At 47.3% G+C, this 23,236-nt stretch carries 22 protein-coding genes; 1 reads left to right on the top strand and 21 read right to left on the bottom strand.

The genetic code is table 11. The features are described 5' to 3' along the window. The 3 genes from HMPREF9473_RS16800 to HMPREF9473_RS16790 form a co-directional block, all read right to left on the bottom strand. Complete coding sequence (locus HMPREF9473_RS16800) at window positions 1–717, bottom strand: DUF3169 family protein (RefSeq protein WP_006781365.1); 717 nt, start codon at window positions 715–717, stop codon at window positions 1–3. Further along, window positions 714–926: a helix-turn-helix transcriptional regulator gene (locus tag HMPREF9473_RS16795; RefSeq protein ID WP_006781364.1), complete on the bottom strand. Its 213-nt coding sequence runs from the start codon at window positions 924–926 to the stop codon at window positions 714–716. The genes HMPREF9473_RS16800 and HMPREF9473_RS16795 overlap by 4 nt, the downstream gene beginning before the upstream one ends. Before the next feature lie 318 nt (window positions 927–1,244). Further along, window positions 1,245–3,740, bottom strand: coding sequence for a hypothetical protein (locus HMPREF9473_RS16790; protein ID WP_006781363.1), 2,496 nt, complete (start codon window positions 3,738–3,740; stop codon window positions 1,245–1,247). 229 nt (window positions 3,741–3,969) lie between these two features. On the opposite strand from HMPREF9473_RS16790, the gene HMPREF9473_RS16785 reads away from it, so the two are divergent. After that, window positions 3,970–5,328, top strand: a complete 1,359-nt coding sequence (locus HMPREF9473_RS16785; protein WP_006781362.1) for an MATE family efflux transporter — start codon at window positions 3,970–3,972, stop codon at window positions 5,326–5,328. A gap of 107 nt (window positions 5,329–5,435) precedes the next feature. On the opposite strand, the gene HMPREF9473_RS16780 is transcribed toward HMPREF9473_RS16785, so the two are convergent. The 18 genes from HMPREF9473_RS16780 to HMPREF9473_RS16695 all read right to left on the bottom strand — a co-directional run bounded on the left by HMPREF9473_RS16780 (window position 5,436) and on the right by HMPREF9473_RS16695 (window position 23,221). After that, window positions 5,436–5,792, bottom strand: a complete 357-nt coding sequence (locus tag HMPREF9473_RS16780) for a VOC family protein (protein ID WP_006781361.1) — start codon at window positions 5,790–5,792, stop codon at window positions 5,436–5,438. A 32-nt stretch (window positions 5,793–5,824) separates the two neighbouring features. Continuing rightward, complete coding sequence (locus tag HMPREF9473_RS16775; protein ID WP_006781360.1) at window positions 5,825–6,601, bottom strand: HAD family hydrolase; 777 nt, start codon at window positions 6,599–6,601, stop codon at window positions 5,825–5,827. 34 nt (window positions 6,602–6,635) lie between these two features. Further along, window positions 6,636–7,085, bottom strand: a complete 450-nt coding sequence (locus HMPREF9473_RS16770; RefSeq protein ID WP_006781359.1) for a GNAT family N-acetyltransferase — start codon at window positions 7,083–7,085, stop codon at window positions 6,636–6,638. A 32-nt stretch (window positions 7,086–7,117) separates the two neighbouring features. Beyond that, window positions 7,118–7,654, bottom strand: a complete 537-nt coding sequence (locus tag HMPREF9473_RS16765) for a GNAT family N-acetyltransferase (RefSeq protein ID WP_242830852.1) — start codon at window positions 7,652–7,654, stop codon at window positions 7,118–7,120. A gap of 55 nt (window positions 7,655–7,709) precedes the next feature. After that, window positions 7,710–8,318, bottom strand: a complete 609-nt coding sequence (locus HMPREF9473_RS16760) for a hypothetical protein (protein ID WP_006781357.1) — start codon at window positions 8,316–8,318, stop codon at window positions 7,710–7,712. A 36-nt stretch (window positions 8,319–8,354) separates the two neighbouring features. Further along, a complete protein-coding gene (locus HMPREF9473_RS26950) occupies window positions 8,355–9,176 on the bottom strand; it encodes a nitroreductase family protein (protein ID WP_006781356.1) in 822 nt (273 codons plus the stop codon). Window positions 9,177–9,199: 23 nt separating this feature from the next. After that, window positions 9,200–9,895, bottom strand: a complete 696-nt coding sequence (locus HMPREF9473_RS16750; RefSeq protein WP_006781355.1) for an aspartate/glutamate racemase family protein — start codon at window positions 9,893–9,895, stop codon at window positions 9,200–9,202. Between the two features lie 123 nt (window positions 9,896–10,018). Continuing rightward, window positions 10,019–10,384 (bottom strand): YkvA family protein, encoded by a 366-nt coding sequence (locus tag HMPREF9473_RS16745; protein ID WP_006781353.1) that lies wholly within the window; start codon window positions 10,382–10,384, stop codon window positions 10,019–10,021. A 215-nt stretch (window positions 10,385–10,599) separates the two neighbouring features. Then, complete coding sequence (locus tag HMPREF9473_RS16740) at window positions 10,600–11,112, bottom strand: hypothetical protein (RefSeq protein ID WP_242830851.1); 513 nt, start codon at window positions 11,110–11,112, stop codon at window positions 10,600–10,602. Window positions 11,113–11,193: 81 nt separating this feature from the next. Continuing rightward, on the bottom strand, window positions 11,194–13,635 hold the full coding sequence (gene recQ / locus HMPREF9473_RS16735) for a DNA helicase RecQ (protein WP_006781351.1): 2,442 nt from the start codon (window positions 13,633–13,635) through the stop codon (window positions 11,194–11,196). Between the two features lie 362 nt (window positions 13,636–13,997). Further along, a complete protein-coding gene (locus tag HMPREF9473_RS16730; protein ID WP_050810075.1) occupies window positions 13,998–14,228 on the bottom strand; it encodes a hypothetical protein in 231 nt (76 codons plus the stop codon). 524 nt (window positions 14,229–14,752) lie between these two features. Continuing rightward, a complete protein-coding gene (locus HMPREF9473_RS16725; RefSeq protein ID WP_006781349.1) occupies window positions 14,753–15,115 on the bottom strand; it encodes a hypothetical protein in 363 nt (120 codons plus the stop codon). 13 nt (window positions 15,116–15,128) lie between these two features. Beyond that, on the bottom strand, window positions 15,129–16,199 hold the full coding sequence (locus HMPREF9473_RS16720; protein ID WP_034859570.1) for a papain fold toxin domain-containing protein: 1,071 nt from the start codon (window positions 16,197–16,199) through the stop codon (window positions 15,129–15,131). A gap of 512 nt (window positions 16,200–16,711) precedes the next feature. Further along, window positions 16,712–18,187, bottom strand: a complete 1,476-nt coding sequence (locus tag HMPREF9473_RS16715) for a diguanylate cyclase (protein ID WP_242830850.1) — start codon at window positions 18,185–18,187, stop codon at window positions 16,712–16,714. 103 nt (window positions 18,188–18,290) lie between these two features. Beyond that, complete coding sequence (locus HMPREF9473_RS16710) at window positions 18,291–20,561, bottom strand: bifunctional diguanylate cyclase/phosphodiesterase (RefSeq protein WP_006781346.1); 2,271 nt, start codon at window positions 20,559–20,561, stop codon at window positions 18,291–18,293. A gap of 189 nt (window positions 20,562–20,750) precedes the next feature. Beyond that, window positions 20,751–21,323 carry a nucleotidyltransferase family protein gene (locus HMPREF9473_RS16705; protein WP_006781345.1) on the bottom strand — a complete coding sequence of 191 codons (573 nt, stop codon included), beginning with the start codon at window positions 21,321–21,323 and terminating at the stop codon, window positions 20,751–20,753. Between the two features lie 91 nt (window positions 21,324–21,414). Then, on the bottom strand, window positions 21,415–21,750 hold the full coding sequence (cptIN, locus tag HMPREF9473_RS16700) for a type III toxin-antitoxin system CptIN family toxin (RefSeq protein WP_434059280.1): 336 nt from the start codon (window positions 21,748–21,750) through the stop codon (window positions 21,415–21,417). Between the two features lie 298 nt (window positions 21,751–22,048). Continuing rightward, window positions 22,049–23,221: an NAD(P)-dependent malic enzyme gene (locus HMPREF9473_RS16695; protein ID WP_006781343.1), complete on the bottom strand. Its 1,173-nt coding sequence runs from the start codon at window positions 23,219–23,221 to the stop codon at window positions 22,049–22,051. Window positions 23,222–23,236: the final 15 nt, after the last annotated feature.

Genomic DNA, 23,236 nt, shown 5'->3' with positions numbered 1-23,236 from the left:
CTATTTCAGAGAATAAATCCCATAGGAAACGCTCTGAATCAGAAAAACCAGCCCCAGCAGCAGGATGGACATACTGTCCGTCCCCATATTTACTTTGCCGATTATCGCTGCCGCAAGCCCGAACAGAAGCGAATACTTCGTCACCTGAAATGCCTTGTAACCGCAGCGGTAAATCTGCAGCCGCTCGGCTTCATCACAGCTGTCTTCCCACGCTTTTGCAAAGGACAGCGCCCCCGGGTCTCCTTGTTTCATGGGGTTCATCTTCTTTATCTGGTTAATCACTGCTATCTCCAAACATGCCATGGAGATGGTAGATACTAAAAACAGAACCACGGTCCAGCGCGCAAACGGATTCATTTCATCAAAACCAATTCCAATTGCCACAAGCTGAATCGCCAGATTGACACTGATGAGCGTCAGAGCTATATTCTGAGCGCCGTCTGCCTTTTTCTCCGCTTCCCATTCCTCATCTGATTCCACAAGAGGGGCCAGCTTTTTCGCTTTATTCATCAAAAACAGGATGCTCCCCCCAGTGAGTAACCAAACAGCCAATTGAATCCAGACCGTGGCTCGCACCGCTCCATTATAAATCAACTCCGTCGCAGATTCACCACCGGTTCTTGCAAACAGAATCATTCCCGTGCCAAGCACTACTCCAATCCCTGTCCCGGCTAAGGTCCAAAGCATTAACTTTAAATATGAATTTTTCACCTTCATTTTGTTTCCTCCTCTTCATAGGAAAAAATGTCCTCCACTGTCACCGATAGAATTTGTGCCAGCTTAAGCGCCAGCGTTACCGATGGGGAATAATCCCCCCGCTCAATCAAACTGATGGTCTGTCTGGATACACCTGCCAGATTGCCAAGTTCCGCCTGATTCACGCCGAGCCTTGCCCGGTGTTCCTTTAACCTGTTAATTAGTGGCATAGTTCTCCTTTCCGTATGACAACTTCTTTTTACATTTTGACAACTTTCTTTGTCATATTTACTATAACACTGACAACTTTCCTTGTCAATTCTTTTTGACAACTTTATTTGTCATTTTATATCAGTATACCTTGTACTGGCCCTATCCATGACATATCCAGGGCAGTCAACGTCCTGCATTTTTCCCCATCTGAAAACAGGAAAACTCCTATACCGCAACGATTTCCGTCACGATACAGGAGCCTGTTTTTTGCCGTGCCACTTCTATTTATAGATACATCCACTTACAGATACTTTCCACTTACAGATACTTCCCACTTACAAATACTTCCCCGTCACACTCTCTTTATTCCCCGCAATCTCAAACGGCGTCCCCGCCGCCACAATCCTTCCGCCGTCCTTTCCGCCACCCGGTCCCATGTCGATACAATAGTCCGCGCTCCGGATGACATCCAAATCATGCTCAATCACAATCACCGTCGCCCCATTCGCGATAAGGGTGCGGAATACACCGAGCAGCGTCTGCACATCCAGCGGGTGGAGCCCGATGGTCGGCTCGTCAAACACAAAGACGGAATCTGACTGGGCTTTTCCCATCTCGCTTGCCAGCTTTAACCGCTGGGCCTCGCCGCCGGAAAGACTTGGCGTCTCCTCTCCCAGAGTCAGATAGCCCAGTCCAAGACTTTGCAGCACCTGCAGTCTCGACTGTACCGTCTTCATATCCTTGCAGAATTCCAGCGCATGATTCACATCCATGTCCATCAGCTCCGGCAGGGAGCGGGACACATGCTCCTTGTTTGTGTGCCGGATTCCGTATGCCATTTTCGCATAGCGGGACCCACGGCAGTCCGGGCAGGGAATATCTACATCCGGCAGGAACTGCACGTCGAGACTGATTGTCCCCGTCCCGTCACACACCGGACAGCGCAGCATTCCCGTATTGTAGGAAAAATCTCCCGCCTTATATCCGTGATGTTTGGCGTCCGCCGTCCTCCCATAGATTTTGCGCAGCTCGTCGTGCACATTGGCATAAGTCGCCACCGTGGAGCGGACATTGATTCCAATCGGCGACGCATCAATCAGTTTGATATGGGAAATGCCTTCCGCCCGGACAGACAGCACATGCTCCGGCAGTTTCCTCCCCGCGATATGCGCCTCCAGCCCGGGAATCAGACTCTCCAGTATCACGGTCGTCTTGCCGGACCCGGACACCCCCGTCACCACCGTGAGTTTCCCCTTGGGAATATCCACCTCCAGCGGCTTCACCGTGTGAATGGATGACGTGGACAGATGAATCGTCCCCTCCGAGAACATTTCCTCAGAGGACACCCGGTTTTCCAACATCGTCCCCGCTCTCCCAGCCAGAAATGCTCCAATCTGCGACGCGCCGTCAGCCTCAATCTCCTCAATCGTTCCTTGGGCAATGACCCGGCCTCCGTCAGCCCCCGCCTGCGGCCCCATCTCAATCAGCCAGTCAGCTTCCCCCAATATCTGGGTGTCATGGTCCACCAGCAGAACGGAATTTCCATCCGCAATCAAATCGTGCATCACACCGTTAAGTCCCACAATATTGGACGGATGCAGCCCGATAGACGGCTCGTCCAGCACATACAAAACCCCCGTCGTCCGGTTGCGCACCGCCCGGGCCAACTGCATCCTCTGCCGCTCCCCGGTGGAAAGAGTGGACGCCGCCCGGTCCAGTGCCAGATAGCCAAGCCCCAAATCCATCAACCGCCTGGCGACGCCGGTAAACGAGTCACAAATACTCTCCGCCATGGGACGCATCTCCTCCGGCATATGGGAGGGAAGACTCCTCACCCACTCCGCCGCTTCCGTCAAGGTCATTCTGCACGCCTCATCCAGGGAAATGCCGAGAATCCTCGGCATTCTCGCCGTCTCCGACAGCCGTGTTCCGCCACAGTCCGGACAGACATCCTCCTTCAGAAACTTTTCCACCCGCTTCATGCCCTTCTCATCTTTGACCTTGGCAAGCGAATTTTCCACGGTATACACCGCATTATAATAAGTAAAATCCAGTTCGCCGGCCTGGTTAGATGTCTTCGCCTTGTAGATAATGTGCCTCTTTTCCGCCGGCCCGTGATACACCATCTCCTTCTCCCAATCCGTCAACTCGCAAAACGGCACGTTCGTCCGCACCCCCATGGCCCCGCAGACATCGGTCATCAGCGACCACATCAGCGTTTTCCAGGGCGCTACCGCCCCCTCATCAATGGTGAGAGATTCATCCGGCACAAGAGTCGATTCATCGACCGTCCGGACCGTTCCCGTGCCACCGCACCTGCGGCAGGCCCCCTGGCTGTTAAATGCAAGCTCCTCCGCGGAAGGCGCGTAAAAATGCTCGCCGCACTCCGGACAGACCAACTCCTGCCCCGCCGCAACCGCGAGACTGGGTTTTAAATAATGCCCGTTGGGGCAGCGATGCTCCGCCAGTCTGGAAAACATGAGGCGGAGACTGTTCAAAAACTCCGTCCCCGTGCCAAACGTCGACCGGATTCCGGGAACCCCCGGTCTCTGGCGCAGCGCCAGGGAGGCAGGCACATACAGCACCTCATCCACCTGCGCCTTGGCCGCCTGGGTCATCCGCCGCCTCGTGTAGGTGGAAAGCGCATCCAGATACCGCCTGGACCCTTCCGCGTACAGCACCCCCAGCGCCAGGGAAGACTTCCCGGAGCCGGAAACGCCGGCGATACCGACAATCTTATTTAAAGGAACATCCACATCAATATTTTTCAGGTTGTGCACCCGCGCGCCACGAATCAGGATTTTCTGCGGGGCTGTCATTTCATCAGGCATATGGTCATCTCTTTTCTACTGGTCAAATTCAGTCTAATCCATATTATACTAAATCCTCCATCATTTTTCAAATGACGATTATCGCTTGACATTTTCTCCTGTCCTGTGTTAGGATACTTCACAGTGATAAAAAGTCACCGGTTTTTCTGTTTCAGAATTCAAACAGATGCCGGTGGCTTTTTTGTTCTCCCGCTGTCATGCGGGCAGAAAGGATAGAGGAAAAATTAAGATGAATCAAACAGATAAGAACCAAGCCAATCAATTTATGAAAACCCGCCCGGTATTCGGCCTTTTGATGTCCATGTCCGTGCCGATGATCATCTCCATGCTGATTCAGTCCCTGTACAACATTGTGGACAGCATCTACGTGTCCAGACTGGGAACCCAGGCCCTCACGGCGGTGTCTCTGGCATTTCCACTCCAGAATATCTCCACCTCCGTGGCCATCGGTATGGGCGTCGGCATCACCTCCGCCATCTCCATCCACTTAGGCTCCGGCAGCGCGGAGAAGGCCAACCGCTCCGCCACCATCGGCGTCGCTCTGGCCGCTGTCCACTGCCTGGTATTCGTGGTGTTCGGACTCCTGGCCACCAGACCGTTTCTCATGCTCTTTACCAGAGATGAGCAGACCCTCACCTGGGCCTGCCAGTACACCTACATCGTGGTGTGCGTCTCCTTCGGCTGCCAGCTTCAGCTTGCCATGGAGAAAATATTTCAGGCCGTGGGCTCCATGAAAGTCACCATGGTGCTGCTTGCCGCCGGCTGTATCATCAACATTATCCTGGACCCGATTCTGATCTTCGGTCTCCTGGGATTCCCGGCCCTCGGCATCATCGGCGCCGCCGTCGCCACGGTCATCGGGCAGATTGCCGCCTTTCTGCTCTACATTGTGGTGTACCACCGCAAACGGAAGACATTTCCGGTGAAAATCCACCCGCAGTATCTGCATTTTGATAAAGCCATCATCCGCCAGATTTACTCCGTGGGAATTCCGTCCACCATCATGCTGGTGCTGCCGTCGGTTCTGGTCAGCATCTTAAACAGCCTGCTGGCCAGATTCTCCGATGTCTACGTGGCCGTGCTAGGCGTTTACTTCAAGCTCCAGACCTTCATCTACATGCCGGCCAGCGGCATTGTCCAGGGCATGCGCCCCATCATCGGATACAATTACGGCGCCGGAGAGTACGACCGGGTGAAAAAAGTCATCCGGTACAGTCTGCTCTCCGCCGCCGTCATCATGGCCGTCGGAACCGTGGCCGCCCTGGGCTTCCCGGCCCAGATATTTGCTATGTTTGATGCCGAGGAAGCGCTGTTAGACGCCGGCATCTCGGCGCTGCGGATCATCAGCCTGGGCTTCGTCATTTCCACCGTAGGCGTCATCTGCTCCGGCACCTTCGAAGCCCTGGGACGGGGAAAGGATTCCCTCATCGTGTCCCTGCTCCGCCAGTTTGTCATCACCATCCCCTTAAGCTTTCTGCTGTCGGGCATCATGGGGGCGGACGGCGTCTGGCTGGCATTTCCTATCTCCGAGCTGTGCGCTTCTGTTGTCGCATGGATTCTGTTTCGGCGGGTGCCAAATCTGGGGTGATTACTCCTCCGGCGCCCGGATGACCAGTAACCCAACATGAATTCGTCTATCAGCAGCAAAACAAACGCAGAGGCCACATTGTCCTCTGCGTTTTACGTTATATTTATTTAAGCGCTAAACTCCACAACAATCCCATCCGGGTCGGCCACGGTAAAATGTTTTGGCTTCGGCCCTTTTACCACGATATCGGAGGGATGGTATCCCAGCGCGGCTATCTTCTCCCTCTGCTCCTCAAGATCTCCCTTCACCAAAAAGCTAATCACCATCCCCCTGACCGAAACCTTCTCCGCATCCTCAAACTGGATAAATTCCAGCATTGTCCCGCCATCTTCATCCGCCATAAACGTAATCTCCCCCATCCCCGGGTTGAACTGTCTGACAACACGCAGATTCGCCGCCTTCTCATAAAACTCCACCGTTTTCTTCATATCCCGAATCATAAATGTAATATAACTGAGCTGCATTGCTGACCCCTCCTTTTTCTTTGTCCTCATATTTAAATCAAATGCATTTTCTTACAGTAATCGTAAATCCCATCCTCCGCGGCGCACCCGCAGATATCATCCGCAATCTCCTTCACATTGTCCGTCGCATTTCCCATGGCTACACCGTGGCCGACGGCTTGCAGCATTTCGATATCGTTGGTTCCATCGCCAAACGCAATCGCTTCCTCTCTCGTCAGATGATAATAGTCAAGAATCTTCTCCACGCCCAGTCCCTTGCCGCCGTCTGCCGGTATGATATCTGCCGCCCGATTCCACCAGGCCGTAATTTTCGCGCCTTTTGCGTGGTCGAGTATCCTATCATACTCTTCCGGATAACAGCCGATCATCATCTGATAAATATCTTCCCTGGCCAGTTCCTCAAAATCATCCGCAATCTCTACTGTCTGATTGGCAATTGCAAAATAATCAACCAAATCCCTGTCCCTGCCATTCGCCCCCAGCCGGTCCGCACTGGCAACGCAGACCGGCCGGTTGATTCCTTTTGCATTTTCGATAATCGTGTGTACATCCGGTGACGGAATCGGATTTTTAAATATCACCTCATCTTTTGTACAGCAATAAGATGCATTAAACGTCAGAAAAACATCAAATTCAATCCCTGGAAAGCGCGGCACATTTCTCAGAGGCCGCCCCGTAGCAATGCAGAGAATCACATGATTTCGTTTTAATCGAATCAATGTCTCTTCCATCTTTTTAGTCATTACTTTGGTATTCATATCAATCAACGTTCCGTCGATATCAAAAAATGCAATTTTTATATTCTTCATCTATGTTCTCCTAAACTGGTGACGCTGCTTAACTTTATCTTTTATCATACCTCATGTATAATAGTGGGTATGGATTCCCCTGCTCATCGAATTCAGTTCTGTGATAAACGTGAAAACCCATATGCTCATAGAAGCCTCTCGCCGGCGGATTTTGTTCGTTCACCGCCAGTTCATTGACAGAATAGGTCTCTATTCCATATTGAATTAACTGTTTACCAAGGCCATTTCCTCTTTCTTCTCCTGAGACAAACAGCATCTCCAGTTTCTGGCCATCTATTCCCATGAATGCCACTGGGGATTCGTTATCATTTTCCACAATTACCAGGTGTGGTATCTCGGCCAGCGCTTGTGGAACATACGTCTTAATCATTTCTATTTCATCGTTTGATAAAAACAAATGCGTCGCCCTCACAGATGTCTCCCAGATTTCCAAAAGCTGTTGTATCAGCGAGGAGGATCGTTCTCTTACTTCGGTTATTTTCATCGTTGTCTCCCTAAAATAATAGCCATTTCATGTCACTGCTTCACTTTTAAAGTGGTCAATTCCATATAATCTCCCACTCTCAATTGATAAGACGGATGGTATAACCCTGTTGGCTCATAATAATTCTTGCCAATATACTGAAATCCAAGTTTTGTCAATAATTTTTTGGAAGCCGCATTCTGTGGATGATGACCGGCATACAGTATTTCTGCCTTTAGAACCCGAAAGCTATAATCGATAACTGCCTCTGCCGCTTCCGATGCAAATCCCATCCCCCAGTATTTTTTCCGAAGATGAAAACCAATTTCATAAGAATCCTTTTCATTTTTAAAAGGCCGCAGGCCACAGCATCCAATCAGTTCCTCTGTCGCAAGTTCGAATATGGGCCAGTACTGTACCGAATACTGTTCGCCATTATGAATTTCAGTCCCTAAACGGTCCGTAATTTCCTGCCGGGAAAATGCTCCGGACGCGCAAATATACCGCGTCACTGCTTCCTCTCCCCACAACAAAACAGCCAGTTCCATATCATCATGGCACCATTTTGAAAACCCAATCCGATTAGTCATTAAAAAATAATCTCGACTCATCTCATTCCTTCTCTCAATATTTTTCATTCACAAATCAATTACTGACGCTTTCCCGCATCGACATTGTTCCCGTGTCATAAGTGTCGAAGTAAATCTGCCGCACGACTTCTTTCCCGTCATTTTTCTGTGTGAAAGAAAAGAGAACTTCGTACTCGGCCGGCTCCTCCAGGGTTGGCTTTGCGGCGCCGTATGACCATGGCTCCTCTAAGTAATTCCAGTTTTCTCCCCAGTCGAGGATGTTGTTTAGCAAAATGCCTGTCTTCCCATACTCTGAGCTGATGAAGCCGTATGCTTCATATTGGCCGCTTTCGGATGTGCACAGTTTGACAATGGCATCCTTTGAAATATCTTCCAGTCCATTATCATAATCGATGGCATGATCCAGGCCCTGGTCTGTCAGGATGCGGCTCATAACTCGATATAGTGTCTGTTCCAGTGTATCGTCGGAATTCACGGAAGTGTCTGTCTGCTCCGGAGTGCTCGATTCCGGCTCGGCCGGTTCCACGGTCTCTGCCTGTTTCACTGTCTCCGTTTGTTCCACGGTCCCTGTTTGTGTTTGTTCCACGGCGCTGCTCCTGCTGCACCCACTAATTCCCAAAACCAATAATGACAACGTTAAGAGATTAACCATGCTACGCTTCATTTCAACCATCTCCTCAAATTCCAGTTTTTATTTTTATCACCATCTATCAAAATGCACTTTTCCCGAATCCCATCTCTCCTCCGCCTGTCTGCATTCATCCGGATAACCTAAGGCGATGACAGACACCGGTTCAATTTTCAGTGGAAGGTTGAGTGTATCTATGATCAGCTTTTTCCAATCAGAATTCTGTACAACGCCGCACCACACAGCCCCTAATCCCAGCCCATGAGCGCCAAGCAATATATTCTGCGTCGCCGCGGCACAGTCCTCATATAAAAATTCCTTATTCCCCTCGATATTCCGGTCTCCGCATACGACAATGCCGCAGGCGGCATCTCTTAGCATGACTGCGTAATGGTTCTGACTTGCCAGTATCTCAAGTGTCTCCTTCTCACGAATCACGATAAAATGATATGGTCTTTTATTCTTCGCGGTGGGAGCCTGCAAACCGGCACTCAGGACTGTATACAATATCGTCTCATCAACCGGTCTCGGCTGAAACTTGCGGATGCTCCGCCTTTCTCTTATCGCCGTGATAACATCTATCCCGCTAGCGGCCGTCTCCATTTCCTTCAATGGGCCATTTATTTCTTCCTTCTCAGCGCTCATTGTCACCTTCACCGGCATTGGACCACTCTGAAAACCGACCTGTTTCTGTAATTCTTTGTTTAAAACAAGAATATAGACGTCATTTCCCCGCGACAGCAGTTTGCTGCGGTATTCGACCTCATTGATTCTGCCTTTCACATAAATGGTTCCTTTGGGTATGGAGAAAACTTCTCTTGCATCAAAAGGAATCTCAAGAAAAGTAAGTCTTCCATTTTCCTCTTTCGTAATTTCCGCTTCAAATGTCTGCACGGTACCCCCTCCATTCTCCTATGTCACTCACGGAACATGTACTCAACGATTCCCTGAATATGATACTTTAATGTGTCAAACACAGGGACCGGCAACTTCTCGTTGGCATACATCAGCGGCAATTCCGTACATCCCATGATGACCGCTTCGATCCCCTCCTCCTTTATGAGGCGCTGGATGATAATGTCTATTTCTTTTTTGGATTCCTCGTTTACAATTCCGAACTCCAGTTCTTTTGCAATGATCTTGTCAATCAATGCCCGCTCCCTTTCATCCGGAACCACCACATCAATCCCGTGTTCCATAAAAGGTCTTTTAAAACATTCCTGTTCCATCGTAAATCCTGTCCCCAGCCAGACAACCTTCTTAATTCCGACTGCTTTCACCGCCTGATAAGTGGGTTCAACGATATTCAGAAGCGGGATATGTGCCTGTTTTTCAATGATATCGAATACAACGTGCGGGGTATTGGAAGCCAAGATGGCAAAATCAGCCCCTGCCTTCTCCAGATTATAAATTCCCCGCAACAGGTATTCAGCCAGTTTATCATATTGCTGTGCCTTACAATACCCTAGCATTTCATACATATTGACGGTCTCTATCGTCAGCGCAGGGAAATTCCCATCTTTATCTTTCCTCTTGTATCCCGCCGCAATTTCCTTGTAGTAAAGCAAAGTTGATTCCGGCCCCATCCCACCAAGTATTCCTAATTTTTTCATGGATAGTACTCCTTTCATCCGTTCAAAATATCATGTTCCAATCACTCTGCATCGGTCTGCGTCTGTCCGTACCGGAAATATATTCCATTCCCACTTCCAGAATACGCTTCACTCCCTGCCACATTACAGACATTTCCAAATAATCAGCAAAATCAGCAACAGCCAAATGATAATAATTGGAACTGCATAATACCATTTTTTAGGTTTTCCGTCTTTCCACATGCCAGCAGAACAAGCACGATTCCGCTCCCAAACCTCTTTCGGTATCAATTTTACTGTCAATACAATCAACGCTGGAAGCAGAATCACATCATCTAAATACCCCAGAACCGGAATAAAATCTGGCACCAGGTCGATGGGAGATAACGCATATGCCACGGTAATAGCCGCTATCACTTTCGCTAACACCGGCGTGTCTTTATCCTTTAGTGATAAAAAAACAGCTGGAATGTCCTGCTTTAACTTGATTGCGCGTTCTTTCAAATCCATTGGGAACTACCTCCCTTCAGCTTCTAACAGCCACTCCACAATCCCCCTCTGGGCGTTTTCCGTATAATAAAACACATCATACTCATTCCCTTTCTCACTCAGCCGCTTCTCCGCCACAATTCCATGTCATTCGTTTCCATCAAACTTTTTCTTGACAACTCAACAGACATATTCTATACTTAGAAAAAGGAAATGGGTTTTTACCAAGTAGAATCTTATGATTTGAACGGGTTGCTCGTTTCTTTTTTTATGTCAAGAATGTCATATAAATACATTTTTCCATCACTTGCATGGCGTATCAGCATAGATGCATGAAATACATTATAATGGTCAACCTTCCCATTATCCCCATAAACTGGCAAAGCAAATCTGGAATCGTACCGATACCAACCATTCGCAGCATTTCTTTGATGTTTTTCTCCTGAATTCTCTCTAAAATGCTTACCAACAGCAATTTCTAACATTTGAGGTATCCCCTGTGATGCATTGGCTTTTGCTTTAGCATTCGCTCCCTTTAAAGAATACGTGTATTTTGAGCTTGCATATTCATCCGGCAAATCATTGCCAATATACACAATATCTTTTGTATCAGCTATTTCATAAAATTCACCCACATATGATTTAAGATACGCTCTTACATCATCCCAATTTATAGATTTTTTCCCTTTGAAAATAACCTCATTAATCAATACCATTTTATCACCATTCAAATCGGTTACTATGCTCACATTCCTCACCAACAGCATTTCCTCCGGTTCTAATTCATTGAATCCTATATTGATTCACTGGACAAAACATATAAATATCCATCATCTTTTTACCAGCCACTCCACAATCCCCCTCTGGGCCTTCTCCGTATAATAAAACACATCATACTCATTCCCCTTCTCACTCAGCCGCTTCTCCGCCACAATTCCAAACATTCTTCCGGTTTCCGTCAAGTTCTTCCGCTTCATTCCATTGAAGAACCGCTCCTCAAAACATCCGTCGTCCACCAGTTTCTGTTCCACCTCTTTGATTGTCAGGCGTTTCATGACGGTGTCATCCCGCATATCGTTTATCTGTCCCACAAAATCGCTGAGGGACATCCGCTCCGAATAGTGAAGCTGTTCAGCCAGTTCCTGGGTCATGACGAAATCGGTCTTGGTGGCTTTGGTTTTCTTTGTTTTTGTGGCACTGGTCTTGGCGGGGGAGTTTTTTTGTTTCACTGGTTCCTGGCTGCCATTTTCCCAGGCCGCCATGGCGTCATCGATAGACCAATCGTCAAATTCATCGCTGTCACTGCTAAAATAGATATCATCCTCTCCGAAATATCCCATAGCATCCCCGGCAGCGATGTCCATTGTATACTCAGATACATGGACATTTCCGTTACTATCCCCGCTCTCTTCCGTGTGCACCGCCACATTCCGCTCCGCCCTGATGCACTCTAAGAAACGCTCTCCATATTTCTCATACTTAAACTCACCCACACCGGACACCGACAGCATTTCCCCTTTTGTCACCGGCTTAACACTGCACATATGGACCAGCGTCCTGTCAGAGAACACAATATACGGAGGCACTTTCTCCTCCTTTGCAATCTCGGAGCGAAGGCCGCGGAGTTTTTCAAAGAGCGTCTCATCCAGCTCCGTGAGCGCGGCATCCTTGACGGCCTTACTCTTCCTGGCTTTCTTCTCGCTCTTCTCCTTCGCCTGGCGCTCCTGTTCCTTCGCCATTTTCATCACAATGGCTTCGTCGCCTTCCATAAATTCCTTGGCTTTCTCTGTCAGTTTCACTACCACATATTCATCATTTGTCACAAACAGGTAATCCCCCAGCAGCAGATGATTCATCACCTGGCGCAGTTTGTAGGACGGTACTTTTGCCAGTTCGGCATAGTGAGGGTTCTCATCCATACGGTACTGTCGAATCTTCGCGGTATTTGCCCCATGAAGCGTGTCGATAATGACATTGGTGCCATAACGTTGCCGGCTGGACGCAACACACCCGATAATCGCCCTTGCAATATCCGTCACATCCACCGTCTCAAACTGGCTCAGACAATTGGAACAATTCCCGCAGTAATTCTCCCCATACTCCCCAAAATACCGCAAAATATAGTCCCGCAGGCACTCATTGGTAAAGCAGTAATACGTCATTTTTTTCAGCCGGTCCCGGTCCCGCTCCATGACAATGGCTCTCGTCACCGCATCCAGCTCCTGGTTGTCCTGGTTATTGTCAATGAAGAACTGGTTCGTCACCACATCCTGGCCGCCATACAGCAGAATACACTCCGCCGGCTCCCCATCTCGACCGGCTCTTCCCGCTTCTTGATAATATGACTCCATATTTTTCGGCATATTATAATGTACCACAAACCGCACATTGGACTTATCAATCCCCATCCCGAACGCATTGGTGGCCACCATTAACGGATACCTGTCATAGATAAAATCTTCCTGGTTCTGCTTCCGCTCCCCATCACTGAGCCCCGCATGATACCTGGTCACCGGATATCCATCCCTTCTCAGCTTCTCGCAGACCTCCTCCACCACCTTCCTCGTCAGGCAGTAAATCACGCCGCTCTCCCCCTGATGGGTCTCCAGATAATTTTTCAGACACGCATATTTATCCTTCGGACTCTGCACCCCAAAATACAGATTCGGCCTGTCAAACCCGGTCGTCAGCACCGTCGGCTCCCGAAGCATCAAAATATCAATAATATCATCCCGGACTTCCTTCGTAGCCGTGGCTGTAAATGCACTCAGCACCGGCCTTACCGGCAGCCGCTCCACAAACTCCAGAATCCGCAGGTAACTTGGCCTGAAATCCTGCCCCCACTGGGACACGCAGTGGGCTTCATCCACCGCAATCATGGAAATCTTCGTATGTAATGCAAAGTCCAGAAATTCATCCGTCACCAACCGCTCCGGAGCCACATAAATAATGGGATATCTTCCCTCCCTCGCAAATTCCAGCGCCCTATAATACTGCGCCGCCGTCAGCGAACTGTTCAAATACGCCGCATGAACTCCCGCCTGGTTTAACGCCTCCACCTGGTCCTTCATCAGTGAAATCAACGGGGAAATCACCAGCGTCACCCCATCCATCATCAGCGCCGGAATCTGAAAACACAGACTTTTCCCAGCCCCGGTAGGCATAATCCCCAGCGTATCTTTTCCTTCCAGCATACTGTCAATCAGCAGTTCCTGCCCTTCCCGGAACTGGTCATATCCAAAGTAATGTTTTAGTATCTCCTGTTTCTTCACGTTATCCCTCCAAGTTGTATTATCTCTCCGAATTTTGCAGCGACATGCCCTGACAAACTTTGATTTTGATATAGAACGTTTCGAATACCTTATAAGAATCTGTCATAATGACTAAATCATACCATATTCGTCACGAATATGCAAGAATTGCGATATATAAATGAAATCCTCTTTGCTATATAAGAAAAGCGGAAGCACAATCATAACTGACGTCTCTTCCATATTTCTTTATCTTTATTTTCACTATTTAATATTATTTTTCATACCTTTTCCTCCTGTCTATTTACTAAATCTTGAACCAGCCAAAAGCTTATAGGACCTTCCAAAAACATTATCCAGCAAGGCCGGGCAATATTATATTTCTAATCCACTAAATACACAGTAAATTTTTTCGGTACACCATCGACCATATGATTTACTACATCATTTTCCCACCATGGAATATAATCCTCTTTAAATCCTCTGAATATTTCAGTTTTAGACGAAATATCCAGCTTCATAAATAAATCATAATTATATATAACAATTACAATACTCATATCTTTCTCAATCCATGAAAAATCCATCATCCAATCATTATAAGTAGCCCACATATTACTTTTTCTTGGAAAACAACATTTTTTTGTACATGACACAAAAATAGTCATTTAATGTTGCTATTTGACCTCCCTCTAATTCTACAAGAAAAGTCTTATGATCAAATTCATTTTTTATTTGTTCCATTTTACCTTCTGTAACATGAAATATCCCATTTTTCATATAAATATCCCTTGTAAAAAAATCTGTATTTTACTGATTATATATTTATAATGCAATGTTAATCTTTAAGTATGATTTAGAGCGGTGCAATCGCGACAATTCAGCTTTTCTCTAAAAATAAAACGTATTTCACGTTTCTTTCAGGCGTTCTCTTGCCCATGTGACATGCTGTACCGGCTCGTGTTCCATTTTTAATCCTCATCTCAGTAAATGAGTTCCTGGGCACATTAAGCCGATTTGAGACAACGGCATTACCCTTAAAAGGCCAAAATATGGGCTGTTTCAAGAGGCTATGCCAAAGAACGGCATAGCCTCTTGAAACATACCCTGACAAAATCGTGCGAAATTAACCATGAATTCATTCTTTGTTTACTTCTGCTTCTAAGCAATCAAGATATTCATATGATAATTTAAAAAACAACTCCCACGCATCATCCTCTGTATCCGTCACACTATAAATCATCTTATACCATAGAAAAGAAAATTCAATCTTTGTAAATTCATTACTTTTATTTTTCCTAATCCATTCATAAATATAGTGTGCAATTCCTGCACGATATCTGCCATTTATACCTTCATCATTGTTCCAAAACCATCCAGCAAGAAAATGACGAAGATAATCTATTCTACCTTCTTTTTCCCCCAAATACATCCCAGGTCTCTTTTTAATATACTCTAGCATTTCTCTTATTGTCCGTTGTTGATTATCTTTGCTAACCATCTGTCCTCCTGTTTTAATTGTTTAAAATTTCTTTTACAATTCTCCATGTTATATCAGCAAATTCACCATTTGCTCCTAAATCAGCTAACCAATCCTCACATTTCATTCCTGCAAGTGTCAAATTATCATAGACCATATTACCAATCCGAATTCCGTAATGAAACTTGTCTCCTATACTACTTCCGTATTTGTCTGAATATATTCCAACCCTGGAGTCAATTCGAATAATCTCAAATTTAATTCCTGCTTGATTCAATTTTTCAACAAGAGCTTTTGCAAACTCATCACATGTTCCAACCTTATCTTTTAGATTGTCTGATATCTTGGCAATAATTCCAGCCATAATCGTAGGATCTGGGTTTTTATTGGGGTCACCCATGTTATTATTTCCAGAATCAGATTCCCCCTCAGCCTCCTCAATTTCTTCATAATGTTCTGACAGATATTCTGCCGTAGCCATCGTGACCCAGTTAGCCCCTACACGGACATTATCGATATATATCGACTGCGAATCCTTGATTTCAATTTGTATACTTCTGTTAAGGCCCGGCAGCGTTCCTGCTTTCAGCTCATATATTATTCCCAGGACTGACACAATCAGCCCAGCCATCAATAGGGTAAAGGCTATCTGCGCAAATACTCCTCCCAATCCTAATCCTACAAACTCAAGGGCCACTACGGCCGACCGCCCCGCAGGCTGCTCCGGCACCTGTTCGCTTGGCAGGCGTTTTATCTGCTCCAGCGCCTGGGTAAACTGCGCTTTGCTGTAAACATGCCCGTCAATGATGATGGAATCCGACGTTATCTCCAAGGTTCCCTGCGGCGTAATAACTGCGTTGGTGCCAGCTGCCTGTTCTCCGGCGGCCATGGAATAAACCGTCATATTGATACACATAACCGCTGTTAATAAGAAAGCTACTGTCCTTTTCAATAATCCTTTTCTCTTTTTACTCATAAAGACCTCTTTCCTCTCCATTTTTTTGATAGGTTCCTCTTTAGCGCTTACCACTGCATGCAGATAAATCTTTTTGGTGTTTACCGCCGCATATTGTTCCCCGATTTCATTCCCCCTCCCGTATGTCAAAAAATATGTTTTTGTTACAACTTCTCTTCCTATTCATCAATGATGCGCACTCAACTCCTCATTCACTGGAGGAATGGGAGTACGTGCTTCATAATCTTCAAATAATAACCTCTGTTTTCAAAAATGCCCTCTGTAAACCTGGCTCTTATAGATAATCTTCTATAACGGAATGGAAGAACATACCATTTATACTCTAAACTTTTTTTCTAATTAAATTATATAATAACGAGCGTTACAGATGTGTGAAAACATTTCCACTCATCCACTTCAAAACATGCAATTTCTTAGTCATTTATAGCAGACAGCCAATTTCCGGAACTTACATTTCTCCTCGTCAATAAATACAAATCAATAAAATATACAAAAGGCAGACTTCCATTTATATACAAGAATTCTGCCTTTTTTACAACTGCAATATATATTAAACAACCATCTGTCCCAGCCTCAGCAGGCCGTCACTTATGAGGGCAGGGGTTCCGACCTTTCTTGAAACGATTGCCTGCCCTTTCCTGTTACATACAGTACCGGTTCCTTCCCCCTTTTTTCGCCCGGTACAGCGCCTGGTCGCTTCTCTGAAGGAGCAGGTCAATGTCCATACCCGCATCACTCGTCTGGGCGATACCTACGCTGGCGGACAGCGTAAGAACCTGTCCGGCTGCCTGAAATTCATTCCGGATTTCCTCGAGGAAGTGATCTGCCTCCTGCTCCAGCTGGCAGATGGGACAGTCTCCCAGCCGGACTACCAAAAACTCGTCCCCGCCAAAGCGCGCCACAAAGTCTTCCCGGAATGACTCTGACAGTATCCGCGCGGTATGTATCAGGACCGCGTCCCCGACCTTATGTCCGTATGAGTCATTGATTGCCTTGAAACTGTCCAAATCAATATACAGCAGGCTGACCGTCCTATCCTCCCGGTTATTGTTGATGTACTTATAAAAGCAACGGCGATTATAAAGTCCAGTGAGAAAGTCCGTGTTAGAGCTGTGGAGAATCTGTTTTTCCAGACTGCGCTCTACCGTCACATCCCGGAAGATGCAAAGCTTCCCGACCACATTATGGAAGATATCATGGATGAAATTCTCATGAATCTCCAGCATTCTTCCAAAGCCTTCCGGCAGGGACACCATGGCCTCCACATACCCTTCGTTGTTAATCGTATGCGGCTCTGCAAACGCCTTTGCAATCCACCCCTCATAGTCCCGGCCCACCACATTTTCCCTCTCTGTCCGGAAATACTCCTCAAACTTTTCGTTGACATTGAGAATCCGGTCCTCCTTGTCCCTCAGAAGAATGGCATAGGGCATGCTCTGGAGCAGTATCTCAATCTCAGCGCTCATATTCCCCAAATCCGTCACATCATGCCCAATTCCCACGGTTCCCAGGACCGTCACTCCGTCCCGGTCGATAATCGGGGTCTTGTAGGTGCGGAGCTGGCGCATCCCGCGGGAGCATTTGACTTCCTCCGTAAACTGCAGGGTGTGGCCTGCCTTTATGACCGCCTGCTCCGACTCCCGGCAGGAGGCCTCCCCATTCTCAGCATCATCCGGCGAGACGCCCCAGATATAACAGTGGTCCCGCCCGGTCACATCCTCCCTGGATTTCCCGACCACGGTGCAAAATGCCTTGTTAACCTTGACGTGAATGCCGTCTAAGGATTTAAACCACATCATATCCGGAAGACTGTCTATGGCGGTATCCAGATAGGTCCTGGTCATACATAAATCATACTCCGTCTTCATGCGCCTGAATATATCTTCCATGCGCAGCCGCACGCGTTCCCGGCGGTAAGGCATTTCCCAGAACTCATCCACGGCCTGCAGTTCCGGCAGGTCAAATGCACCAATCTGCTCATGCTCCCCGCAGTAAATCAAGACAGCCTCCTTTTGGCAGCGCAGGCGAAGTTCGGAGGGAAGAAGCGCCGGTCCCAAGTCCCAGACCACCACCTGACTCTCCTGAAGCAGCAACGGGTCAGTATCCGTCCTTTCCATGACACGGTGTGAAAAATGTTCCAGCGGAGGAATTTCACGAATTACCTCCCCAATTACTTGGTGATGACTGAAAACAGCTATTTGCAGACTGCACTGATACATATTACCCCTCCCTCATATGTAAAACCGTCCGTTCAAACTCCTCCACGGGCATGGGCTTGGCAAAATAATAGCCCTGTCCGATATCACAGTGAATGGATTTCATAAACTCAAGCTGCGCCAGGTTCTCAATTCCTTCCGCAACCGTTGTGATGGAAAGCGCCCTGGCAAGGTGAATCACACTTTCAATCACAATCCGGCCCCGCCGGGATGTGGACTGTTCAGACAGGAAATCCCTGTCCAGTTTTAACTCCGCGATGTCTAAATCTTTTAAAGTATTCAAAGAGGAATACCCGCTTCCAAAATCGTCCATGGAGATGGAGAATCCCATGCTGTGAAGCTTCCCAATCACCTTCTTCACACGCTCTAAGTTGCTCATGGCAACGCTCTCCGTCACTTCCAGGATAATCATGGATGGGTCGATATGATACCGGTTCACAATTTCATAGAACTTGTCGAAATACTTCTCATCGTAAAAGAAGATTCTGGATTGGTTCACGGAAATCGGCCGTATATCATACCCCTGCCTTCTCCAGTCCGCAACTTGCCGGCAGGCTTCCTCAAGCATGAACATATCCAGCTCCGTGATAAATCCATTTTCCTCAAATACCGGTATGAATTCATCGGGATAGTGAATGACGCCGTCGGCCGTATACCAGCGGACAAGGGCTTCCGCACTATGAAGGGACTTGTCAGTTAAATTGTATTTGGGCTGAAGATACATGTGGAACTCCCTGTTTGCCAGGGCCGCGTGCATCTGGCTGGCAATCTCCACCTTTTTGCGCGCCTTTTCATGAATTGCCTCATCATAAAAAGCAAACGGATTGGTCATGTTTCCATTGACGCTGTTTAATGCCAGAAGGGCGCCATTGATGGCCCCATCCGGAGACAGGAGACTGTCCTTTTTATCCTCCCCCTGTATGATGTGTACTCCAAAATTACAGTTGATGCGGTACTCCTGGTTGGGAGAAGCAATATATGAGTTGATATCCCTGTGTATCCGTTTGAGCCTGTCAATCAATTCTTCCCTGCCGCTGTAAAGAAGAAGCATGCCGAAGCGATCGGCGTTGTCCCGGTAGCAGCGCTCCCCCTCGCCGATGTTATGTTCCAAAACGCCGGCGATATGCTGCAGGAGGGCATTTCCCCTTTCAAAACCAAAGAACTCATTCACAAACTTAAAGCCGCTGACATTCATCAGCACCAGCGCGTAATCCACCTGCTTTTCAAGCAGCGCGGGCAGTTCCGACACAAAGCCATTCCGGTTACCTGTCCCCGTCAGCACATCCTTGTACGCCAGTATCTGGAGCGTTTCCTGTTTCCTCCGCAGAAGGCTGTAAATATACAGGAACAGAATCATGAATAAAATGATCATACATATCATGACGCACAAATACACCAAAAAGATGGTATCAAGATTGTGGTTTAAGAATGTCTGAGGCACCAGGCAGAAAATCTGCCAGTCATTGATTCCCACAGGGATAAAAGTCACCCAATAACCTTTCCCCTGATAGCGAAATATGGCAAAGGAATCCCCGCCGTTTTTGATGTCGGCGAGTATGGACGCTTTCGTTTCCTCCGTGACATCTCCCTCATCAAAGATGTTGTCCATCTCCTTCTGGATTACCGCGTGGTCAGAACGGAGGATGAAATCACCGGACCGGTCAACGATATGGATAAAAGCAACGCCGTCAAAGATTTCACGGCTTATGATCTCGGAGAGATTGTCGGTTGTGCGGGTGGCCGTGACCGCGCCGATGACATTCCCATCGTGGGTGACCGGTACCCCGCAGAAGATAACAGATTCGGCCGACAGCCTGTCCTCCTCGATATCCGAAACCATCCGCTCTCCGTTTAATATCCTCCTGACGAATTCCTCGCCACCGACATCGATCCCATAATGCTTCGTCCCGTCCGCGTTGACAAAATATCCCAGCCCCTCTGAGGAAACAACTCCCATGCGGAGGAAATCATTTTGTCCGTTCATCTCTTTCATATAGCCCTCAAGATAAGGAAGAACGTCATTGATCCCATCGGCGCCGGCCTGCCCCGCAAGGACTGCCACTGCATCCAGGGTCTGCATATCCCCGTCGAGCTGTGCCGTGATGATATTCTTATACTGCGACACAATCTCCTTCATATACTTTTGCGCTTCCCTCTCCTGGGTGCCCTTGATGCTTAAATTGATAACACTGCCTGTCAGGACCAGTATCACACTGACTGTAAACGCCAGGACAACCGCTATGGTAACCTGCTTTTTAATATCGTCCCTGACCATACCTCCCCCTCCTCTGCCCGGCTATCCAGTGCCCAGACTCCCATTCCCATTACCCCAGTACGGATGTGACCTTGTTCACGTTAGCTTTATTGAATCAATTATATCGCTTACGGTGTAAAAAGACAACAAAATACCCGGAAAGTTTGTCCGGGTATTGAAAATGATAATTTATATTTCATGATTATTTTATTAGCCCTTTTTCACATCCACGTCCACCAGTTCTCTCCCATCCTCCACCTCGCACAGAAACAGGTCGTCGGGATGGCGTCTTATGATTCTCCTGCCACCCACATCGCCTTCCAGCGCCAGCAATTCCTCGCGGTACCTGTTGGAAAACACGGCCGGATTGCCCAGCTCTCCCTGGCAGGAGAGACAGCCGATGCCTTTGCCGCTCCGCAAAAATCCATCCACCAGCGTCCGCACCGTCTCCCCTTTCAGATAAGGCTGGTCGCACACCGCAAAGCAGAACCCGCAGTCCCCCCACGCCTCCGCCGCTCGAATCCCCAGCTCAATAGAGTGAGATATCCCCAACTCACTCTCGTGATTTTCCACCACCAGATACCCCTCCTCGCCAAGCGCGTCCATGATCTCCTGATACTGGGTCACCACAATCTTCTTCTCAAATAATGTCTCCGGCAACTTTCCAATCTCATCCACCAGATACCGGTACATCGGTTTTCCATCAAACAGGTGTAGCAGCTTATTCCCGTTAAACCGCCTGCTGTCCCCGGCGGCCAGTAAAATCAATACTATTTTTTCCATCGTTTCCTCCCCTTGCTTCTCTTTCTTCTCTGATTATACCTCTTATATTGCATTTATACCACAAATCGCCAGTCAAACGGATGGCCTGCCATCATATCAGTTCTTCTTCCATTTTTCTCTGTATATATTTAATATCTGGAAAAATCAGTCGAATCCCCCGATTATACATAGCCAAAACTTCCCGAAGATTGACAGTCAAATCTCTATTTAATTTGTTATGTATTGTAACTGGGATATTTTCAATCGTATGGACATGGTCAAGATATTTTCTGATAATCGGAAATGCATTTTGAATTAAAAAAGCATTATCTTTTCCGGCAAATTTACCTATAATTATGGTATTACACTTACCATACCGCTTTATTTTCTTCTCTACAATAGTCCTATATTTTTCCACTTGTGAACTTATAGAAATCATCCAATATATACCCCTGTTGTACTTTCATATTTCTCCTCAAAAAAATCCCCACCAAATCTGATGGGGATTCATACCAAACTATACTACTTATATCCCACCTGTATAGCAAGTGGCAATTATTTACGCACCGAATCATTTATATCCCACACCATCGGCAAGTGGCAGAATCACATATTATGCATCTTATACCCCGTTGCATAACAAACGGCAAACATTTACTTCTATTTATAGTATAGCAAAATCGCTTGAAAATGCAAGAAATATTTTCAGTTCAAAAAATACCGCCGTATTGCCAAAGAAAACGGAACTATTTTTGGGTCACTCCACTTACCACTGCCGCATTCGCCACCGCTTTTGCTACCGCCTCTTTTATCCGTGGGTCAAATGGTTCCGGCAATATATATTCCGGTCTTAATTCATCGTCTGAAACCAGTCCTGCTAAGGCGCAGGCCGCTGCCATCTTCATCTCATCATTAACAGTTCTGGCTCTCACATCCAGTACTCCTCGAAAGATTCCAGGAAAAGCAAGCACATTATTAATCTGATTTGGAAAATCACTTCTTCCGGTTCCCACTACGGCAGCTCCCGCTTCCAAAGCTAAATCCGGCATAATTTCCGGAGTAGGATTTGCCATTGGAAAAACAATTGCTTTCGGTGCCATGGAACGAATCATCTCCTGACTGACAACACCAGGAGCCGATACCCCAATCAACACATCCGCTCCTGCAATCACATCCGAAAAACTCCCCTGCTTCTTTTCCAGATTCGTAACCGTAGAAATCTCTACCTGCTCTTCATTCAGACCATCTGCTCCCTCATAAAGAGCCCCAAAACGGTCACACAGAATTAATTGTTTCGCCCCCATAGAAAGCAGCAGCCTGGCAATCGCGATACCTGCCGACCCGGCACCGTTTATTACAATTTTAATATCTTTTATTTCTTTCTCTACTATCTTTAACGCATTGCTTAAAGCAGCCATTACCACAATGGCAGTACCATGCTGGTCGTCATGGAAAACCGGAATATCACAGCACTCTTTCAGCCTCCGTTCAATTTCAAAACAGCGAGGTGCTGCAATGTCTTCCAGATTAATTCCGCCAAAACTGCCTGCCAGCAAAGAAACCGTATGTACAATTTCATCAACGTCTTTAGAGCGGATACAAATCGGAATGGCATCCACATCACCAAACGCCTTAAACAATACACATTTTCCTTCCATAACAGGCATAGCAGCTTCCGGTCCTATATCCCCAAGTCCCAGCACCGCTGTCCCATCCGTAACAACCGCCACCGTATTCCAGCGTCCGGTCAGTTCATAGCTCTTTTCTATATCCCTATGTATTTCCATACACGCTTCGGCGACCCCCGGCGTATACGCCATTGATAAATCCAATTTGGTTTTTACCGGCATTTTGGGAACCACACTCAACTTTCCCCTCCACTGCTGATGCAGCTTTAACGATTCCTTCGCGTAATCCATATGTCAATCCTCCTA

Source organism: Hungatella hathewayi WAL-18680 (assembly GCF_000235505.1).
GTDB lineage: Bacteria > Bacillota > Clostridia > Lachnospirales > Lachnospiraceae > Hungatella_A > Hungatella_A hathewayi_A.
This window is presented reverse-complemented; position numbering and strand designations above follow the sequence as displayed.

Bases quoted from the DNA above. Each gene is read 5' to 3' on its own strand.
- HMPREF9473_RS16800 (WP_006781365.1), bottom strand. From the start codon at position 717: ATGAAGGTGAAAAATTCATATTTAAAGTTAATGCTTTGGACCTTAGCC.
- HMPREF9473_RS16795 (WP_006781364.1), bottom strand. From the start codon at position 926: ATGCCACTAATTAACAGGTTAAAGGAACACCGGGCAAGGCTCGGCGTG.
- HMPREF9473_RS16790 (WP_006781363.1), bottom strand. From the start codon at position 3,740: ATGCCTGATGAAATGACAGCCCCGCAGAAAATCCTGATTCGTGGCGCG.
- HMPREF9473_RS16785 (WP_006781362.1), top strand. From the start codon at position 3,970: ATGAATCAAACAGATAAGAACCAAGCCAATCAATTTATGAAAACCCGC.
- HMPREF9473_RS16780 (WP_006781361.1), bottom strand. From the start codon at position 5,792: ATGCAGCTCAGTTATATTACATTTATGATTCGGGATATGAAGAAAACG.
- HMPREF9473_RS16775 (WP_006781360.1), bottom strand. From the start codon at position 6,601: ATGAAGAATATAAAAATTGCATTTTTTGATATCGACGGAACGTTGATT.
- HMPREF9473_RS16770 (WP_006781359.1), bottom strand. From the start codon at position 7,085: ATGAAAATAACCGAAGTAAGAGAACGATCCTCCTCGCTGATACAACAG.
- HMPREF9473_RS16765 (WP_242830852.1), bottom strand. From the start codon at position 7,654: ATGACTAATCGGATTGGGTTTTCAAAATGGTGCCATGATGATATGGAA.
- HMPREF9473_RS16760 (WP_006781357.1), bottom strand. From the start codon at position 8,318: ATGAAGCGTAGCATGGTTAATCTCTTAACGTTGTCATTATTGGTTTTG.
- HMPREF9473_RS16750 (WP_006781355.1), bottom strand. From the start codon at position 9,895: ATGAAAAAATTAGGAATACTTGGTGGGATGGGGCCGGAATCAACTTTG.
- HMPREF9473_RS16745 (WP_006781353.1), bottom strand. From the start codon at position 10,384: ATGGATTTGAAAGAACGCGCAATCAAGTTAAAGCAGGACATTCCAGCT.
- HMPREF9473_RS16730 (WP_050810075.1), bottom strand. From the start codon at position 14,228: ATGTGGGCTACTTATAATGATTGGATGATGGATTTTTCATGGATTGAG.
- HMPREF9473_RS16725 (WP_006781349.1), bottom strand. From the start codon at position 15,115: ATGGTTAGCAAAGATAATCAACAACGGACAATAAGAGAAATGCTAGAG.
- HMPREF9473_RS16715 (WP_242830850.1), bottom strand. From the start codon at position 18,187: ATGGAAAGGACGGATACTGACCCGTTGCTGCTTCAGGAGAGTCAGGTG.
- HMPREF9473_RS16710 (WP_006781346.1), bottom strand. From the start codon at position 20,561: ATGGTCAGGGACGATATTAAAAAGCAGGTTACCATAGCGGTTGTCCTG.
- HMPREF9473_RS16705 (WP_006781345.1), bottom strand. From the start codon at position 21,323: ATGGAAAAAATAGTATTGATTTTACTGGCCGCCGGGGACAGCAGGCGG.
- HMPREF9473_RS16695 (WP_006781343.1), bottom strand. From the start codon at position 23,221: ATGGATTACGCGAAGGAATCGTTAAAGCTGCATCAGCAGTGGAGGGGA.